5 protein-coding genes are annotated in these 5,199 nt (G+C 63.6%); 2 read left to right on the forward strand and 3 right to left on the reverse strand.

Going from position 1 to position 5,199, the window contains the following annotated elements; genetic code table 11:
- Together EOA33_RS23470 and EOA33_RS23475 are read left to right on the forward strand one after the other, a co-directional pair.
- Positions 1 to 613, forward strand: a 613-nt coding sequence (locus EOA33_RS23470) for an antitoxin Xre/MbcA/ParS toxin-binding domain-containing protein (protein ID WP_127406707.1), incomplete at its 5' end; no start/stop codon positions are given.
- A gap of 376 nt (positions 614 to 989) precedes the next feature.
- On the forward strand, positions 990 to 2,132 hold the full coding sequence (locus EOA33_RS23475) for a porin (RefSeq protein ID WP_127406708.1): 1,143 nt from the start codon (positions 990 to 992) through the stop codon (positions 2,130 to 2,132).
- A gap of 64 nt (positions 2,133 to 2,196) precedes the next feature.
- Here the strand turns inward: EOA33_RS23475 and EOA33_RS39215 are convergent, their stop codons facing one another.
- From EOA33_RS39215 to EOA33_RS23485, 3 genes are all read right to left on the reverse strand, one after another.
- Positions 2,197 to 2,373: a hypothetical protein gene (locus tag EOA33_RS39215; protein ID WP_189375128.1), complete on the reverse strand. Its 177-nt coding sequence runs from the start codon at positions 2,371 to 2,373 to the stop codon at positions 2,197 to 2,199.
- 290 nt (positions 2,374 to 2,663) lie between these two features.
- Positions 2,664 to 3,764 (reverse strand): sensor domain-containing diguanylate cyclase, encoded by a 1,101-nt coding sequence (locus EOA33_RS23480; protein ID WP_127406709.1) that lies wholly within the window; start codon positions 3,762 to 3,764, stop codon positions 2,664 to 2,666.
- Positions 3,765 to 3,890: 126 nt separating this feature from the next.
- Positions 3,891 to 5,199, reverse strand: a 1,309-nt coding sequence (locus tag EOA33_RS23485; RefSeq protein WP_281033547.1) for a phosphate acyltransferase, incomplete at its 5' end; no start/stop codon positions are given.

Consider the following 5,199-nt stretch of genomic DNA (forward strand, 5'->3'; position numbering starts at 1 on the left):
CGCCGCCCCCTTTCCCTCCCTGCCGCAAACACAGCGGCTCGCGATCGGCTCCCTCAAAGGCGATTGGACCGCGCTTGCTTCCGCGTTCTTCAGCATGACCGCCAACAAGGCCGCGCGTGGCGGCACGGCAGACGCCGGCCGTAGCACGGCAGACGCCGGTGGGGCGGATGAGCACCCGGTGCCGGCATCCGCGACCGGGAAGCCCCCGTCGCCGCGCGAGCGCCAGCGAACCAACGATCTACAATCCGTGCTGATCGAGGATTGGGCGGGCGAAGTCGCAGGATCGACCTATCTGGAAGAGAATTTCCGCATACCGCGCTCGACCCTGCATCGCTGGCAACGGCGAAACGAGGTCATTGCCTTGCGCAAGGGTGGCCGCAAGCATGTCTTTCCGCTGGCCCAGTTCGTCGACGGCAGGCCGGCCGCGGGGATCAGAGAGCTGCTGGCGGTGATCGCCAATCCGAGGCTGGCATGGTTCTGGCTGACCCGCCCTTCGCCCGATCTCGATGGTCGCACTCCCCTTGAAATGCTCAAGCACGACAGGGTGCACGAAGTCATGCTGGCCGCACGCGACTTTTCGCCGACCAGCAATCCCAACGGCTCGCGAGTTTGATTTTTTTCTTTCAAATCAATTAGTTAAACGGCGGTTGCCGCGTCATTAACTAGTCGGCTAATGGTATTTCATGGAACAGTCATCGTTGGATGTATCCCAGGTTGTGTAAATCTATAGTTACGTTTCGTTTGTACAACTTGTGCCATTTGTGCCAATTTCGACAATATATTCGTGGTATTTACGCAACAATACTTTTCCAAGATTCCAAAAGCCGCTTTTATGACACAATCTCTGTTGAACCGCGCTGCGACATGGGTCATGTGGAGCGCGAAGAAGCGGCGCGATGCGCGTCTTTTTCAACCGTGGGGACAGGGGGCGGCAACGCTGCCTTTCAAGAGATCAAACCCGTTTTAACTTTTGACTGGAGATTCAGAAAATGAACATCAAGAGCCTTCTTCTCGGCTCAGCTGCGGCCCTGATCGCAGTTTCCGGTGCGCGCGCCGCCGACGCGGTCGTCGTCGCCGAGCCGGAGCCGGCCGAATACGTCAAGATCTGCGACGTCTACGGCTCGGGCTACTTCTACATCCCCGGCACCGAAACCTGCCTTCGCATCGGCGGCTATGTCCGCTACGACATCGGCATGGGCGACGTCGGCTCGTTCGACGGCGCGAAGTCCTTCGACCACCAGGACGGTGACCAGCAGGACACCTGGAAGAAGAATGCCCGCTTCACCTTCAAGACCTGGACCGGCCAGGAAACCGAGCTCGGCACCTTGAAGACCTACACCGAAATGCGCTTCAACTTCGGCAACAGCAACGGCTATGGCACCCTCGCCTCCGGCAATCCCGCCGTCGACAAGGGCGTCTCGGTGAAGTTCGCCTCGATCCAGCTCGGTGGTCTGCGCGTCGGTAAGGACGAATCGGCGTTCGATTCGTTCATCGGCTACGCCGGCAACGTCATCCAGGATACGCTGGTTCCGTACGGCGATTTCGACACCAACGTCGTCCAGTACTACTTCGACGCCGGCAACGGCTTCTCGGCCGTGGTCTCTCTCGAAGAGGGCTCTGGCGTCGTCGGCACGATCGACAGCTATGTTCCGCATGTCGTCGGTGGCGTGAAGTACACGCAGGGCTGGGGCGCCATCACCGGCGTCGTCGCCTATGACAGCAACTACGAGGAAGTGGCCGGCAAGGTTCGTCTCGACGTCAAGCCGATGGACAACCTGTCGCTGTTCATCATGGGCGGCTACGGCACCGACGACAACCTCAACGATGACGCAGGCAACGTCATCGACGCGCATGGTCGCGGCTTCTACAAGCAGTGGAGCGGCAACTGGGCGATCTGGGGCGGCGGTACCTACACCATCAACGAGAAGACCTCGTTCAACGCCCAGCTCTCCTACGACGAAGGCAAGAACTTCGGCGTCGCGGCGAACATTGCCTATGAAATCGTCAAGGGCCTCAAGGTCACGGCCGAAGTCGACTATCTGCATGTCGGCGAAGATACCGTCACCAACTGGACCAAAGCCGACAAGGAAAACAGCATCGGCGGCATCCTTCGCTTCCAGCGCTCGTTCTGACCGGTTCTACAATCTTTGCAAGAAGGGCCCGCAGCACGTCGTTGCGGGCCTTTGTCTTTTCAGCTCACCCGGCCTGTCTAAGTGCCGAACAGACCCGCTCGCGCAGACCGTCCGGGACCTGGCCCACGACCGCGTCGAACGAGGCGACCGTCAGACCTTGGTCGATGCGCGTTGCTTCGGCGATGACGGCCCCGGCTTCCTCCGGGCGTCCGAGCGCGGCGAGAGCGGCGGCCAGCCCCAACCTCGACCAGGTCTGCAATGGCCATTGGCGGCCACCACCATGGCCACCACAAGCACCACGCCTGGGGCTGGGGCGGGGTGACCATCGTGTGCGTCCGACCATGGCGGCCGCGGCTATGAATTCTGGAAGTGGAAGGTGACCGGCTGGCGCTTCTGGAAGCGCGCCTATCTCGCCTGCCGCGACCGGGAGTAGGGTGTCGCCACGCCTTCAAATGCCTTGCCTTCCCCTGCCTCGCGGGGGAAGGTTTGCGGCCGATCCGTCCTGCTCGATGGATGCCGCGCCCGTCGGAGCTAGGCGATGCGGCGCTGGCGGCGTGACGACTGGCCGCCGCCGGCCCCGGGCTGCTCCAGCGCCAATTGGTCGGAAGTGACCAGCCGGCCACGGCCTTCCTTCTTGCCGACATACATATGCCGGTCGGCGAGCGCGACCAGCGCGTCGGGATCGGCGGCTTCCGTAGGATAGATCGCGACACCGACGGTGCAGCCGACCTGGATGTCGCCTCCCGGAGCCGGAACCTTGATGCGCAGCCGCTCCAGCACGCGCTCCGCCACGCGCACCGCCTTCTCCCTGGCCTGGTCCGCCTTGCCCGAAAACAGGAAAGCGAACTCGTCGCCGCCGAGCCGCGCGACGAAGTCGGCGCTGCGCAGGATCGCGCGCAGCTTGTCCGACACGCGCTGCAACAGCGCATCGCCGGCCTCGTGGCCAAGCGTGTCGTTGACCTCCTTGAAGCGGTCGAGGTCGATGAACAGCAGGCCTGCCGCCTCGCCGGTGGCGGCGCAGCGGCCGATCACCGATTTGAGCTCGTTGTGGAAGGCGCGCCGGTTGGGCAGATCGGTCAGGAGATCGTGGTTGGCCGAATGGTCGCTCTGCTGCTTGGCCAGCTCGATCTCACGCTTTTGCGCCGACAGTTCCTCGTTGGCGGCCTTGAGGTCGAGCAGCAGCTGCGCATTGAGGTCCTCGACGACCTTGCGGTCGCTGATGTCGACGACGAACCCCTCGAGGAATTCGAGCCCGCCGGCCTCGTCCCAGACACCGCCGCCGATCTCGCGGACCCAGAGCGGCTCGCCGACCCTCGGCACGATGCGGTAGTCGACATTCCAGTTGCAGCGCGCCTCGAGCGCGGCGTCGACGGCAGCATAGACCGAAGCGAGATCGTCAGGATGGATGGCCGAAACGTAGTCGCGCACCGCATTGTGGATGAAATCGCTCGGCCGATAGCCGCTGACAGTGAGGATGCCGTCGCTGATGTAGAGCATCGTATAGGACTGGTCGTTGCGGCAGCGGTAGAGATAGCCGTCCATGCGACCGGTGATGCTGAGTAGCGCATCCAGCCGCTCGTCGTGGTGGCCCCCCTGGCCAACCGCGGATGCAGAGACCCCGTCATGCTTCATGGCCGCACCCCCAAGTTAGCGGTCTGAGCGCGCCGTAGATGCCGTTACGGCAAGTCAGCAAGAGGCCCTCTATATCAGCTGAGTATTATCAATCTGTTATGGGAGGCGCCCGACGCGCACCGCTTCTCAGTTGCTCGCCGTGTAGGCCGCGATCGCCGCCATGTTGACGATGTCTGAGTCCTTGGCGTTCAGCGAAACGATCTGCACCGGCTTGTTCAGGCCGACCAGCAGCGGGCCGATAACGGTCGAGCCGCCGAGTTCCTGCAGCATCTTGGTCGAGATCGAGGCCGAGTGGAACGCCGGCATGATCAGCACGTTGGCCGGGCCGGTCAGCCGTATGAACGGGTATTGCGCCATGGCGCGGGCGTTGAGCGCCACGTCGGCGGCCATCTCGCCGTCATACTCGAAATCGACGCGGCGCTTGTCGAGGATGCGCACGGCCTCCTGCACGCGCTCGGAACGTTCGCCATGCGGATGGCCGAAGGTCGAGTAGGCGAGCATGGCAAGCCGCGGCTCATAGCCCATGCGGCGGGCAAAGCCGGCCGCTTCCTCGGCGATGTCGGCGATCTGCTCGGCATTCGGCATGTCGTGCACGGCGGTATCGGCGACTAGTACGGTCTTGCCCCGCGCGAGCACGATCGAGACGCCGATGACGCGGTGGCCCGGCTTGGCGTCGATGACGCGGCGGATGTCGTCAAGCGCGGTGGAGTAGTTGCGGGTGACGCCAGTGACGATGCCGTCGGCATCGCCCAGCGCCACCATGCAGGCGGCGAAGTGGTTGCGGTCATTGTTGATCAGCCGCTGGCAGTCGCGGAACAGGAAGCCCTTTCGCTGCATGCGCTCGTAGAGATAGTCGGTGTAGATGCCGTTGCGGCGCGACAGCCTGGCATTGATGATCTCGATGCCCTGCTTGTTGAGCTCGATGCCGGCGTGTTTGGCGTTTTCCTTGATGACGTCGTCGCGGCCGAGCAGGATGGCGGTGCCGAGATTCTGGTTCACATAGGAGACGGCGGCGCGCATCACCTGCTCCTCCTCGCCCTCGGCGAAGACGATGCGCTTGGGCTGGCGCCGCACGCGGTCGTAGATGCGCTGCAGGGTGGAGGCGATCGGATCGCGGCGGGCGGAAAGCTCCTGCGCGTAACGGCCGAGGTCTAGGATCGGCTTGCGGGCGACACCGGACTCCATCGCGGCCTTCGCCACAGCCAGCGGGATGGCGGCGATCAGGCGCGGGTCGAACGGCACCGGGATGATGTAGTTGGGGCCGAATTTCGGCCGGTTGCCCTGATAGGCGGCGGCGACGTCGTCGGGCACGTCGCGGCGCGCCAACTCGGCCAGCGCGCGCGCCGCTGCGATCTTCATCTCGTCGTTGATGGTGGTGGCGCGGACATCCAGCGCGCCGCGGAAAATGTAGGGGAAGCCGAGCACATTGTTGACC

Origin of the sequence: Mesorhizobium sp. M4A.F.Ca.ET.050.02.1.1 (assembly GCF_003997725.1) — a bacterium.
Taxonomy (GTDB): domain Bacteria; phylum Pseudomonadota; class Alphaproteobacteria; order Rhizobiales; family Rhizobiaceae; genus Mesorhizobium.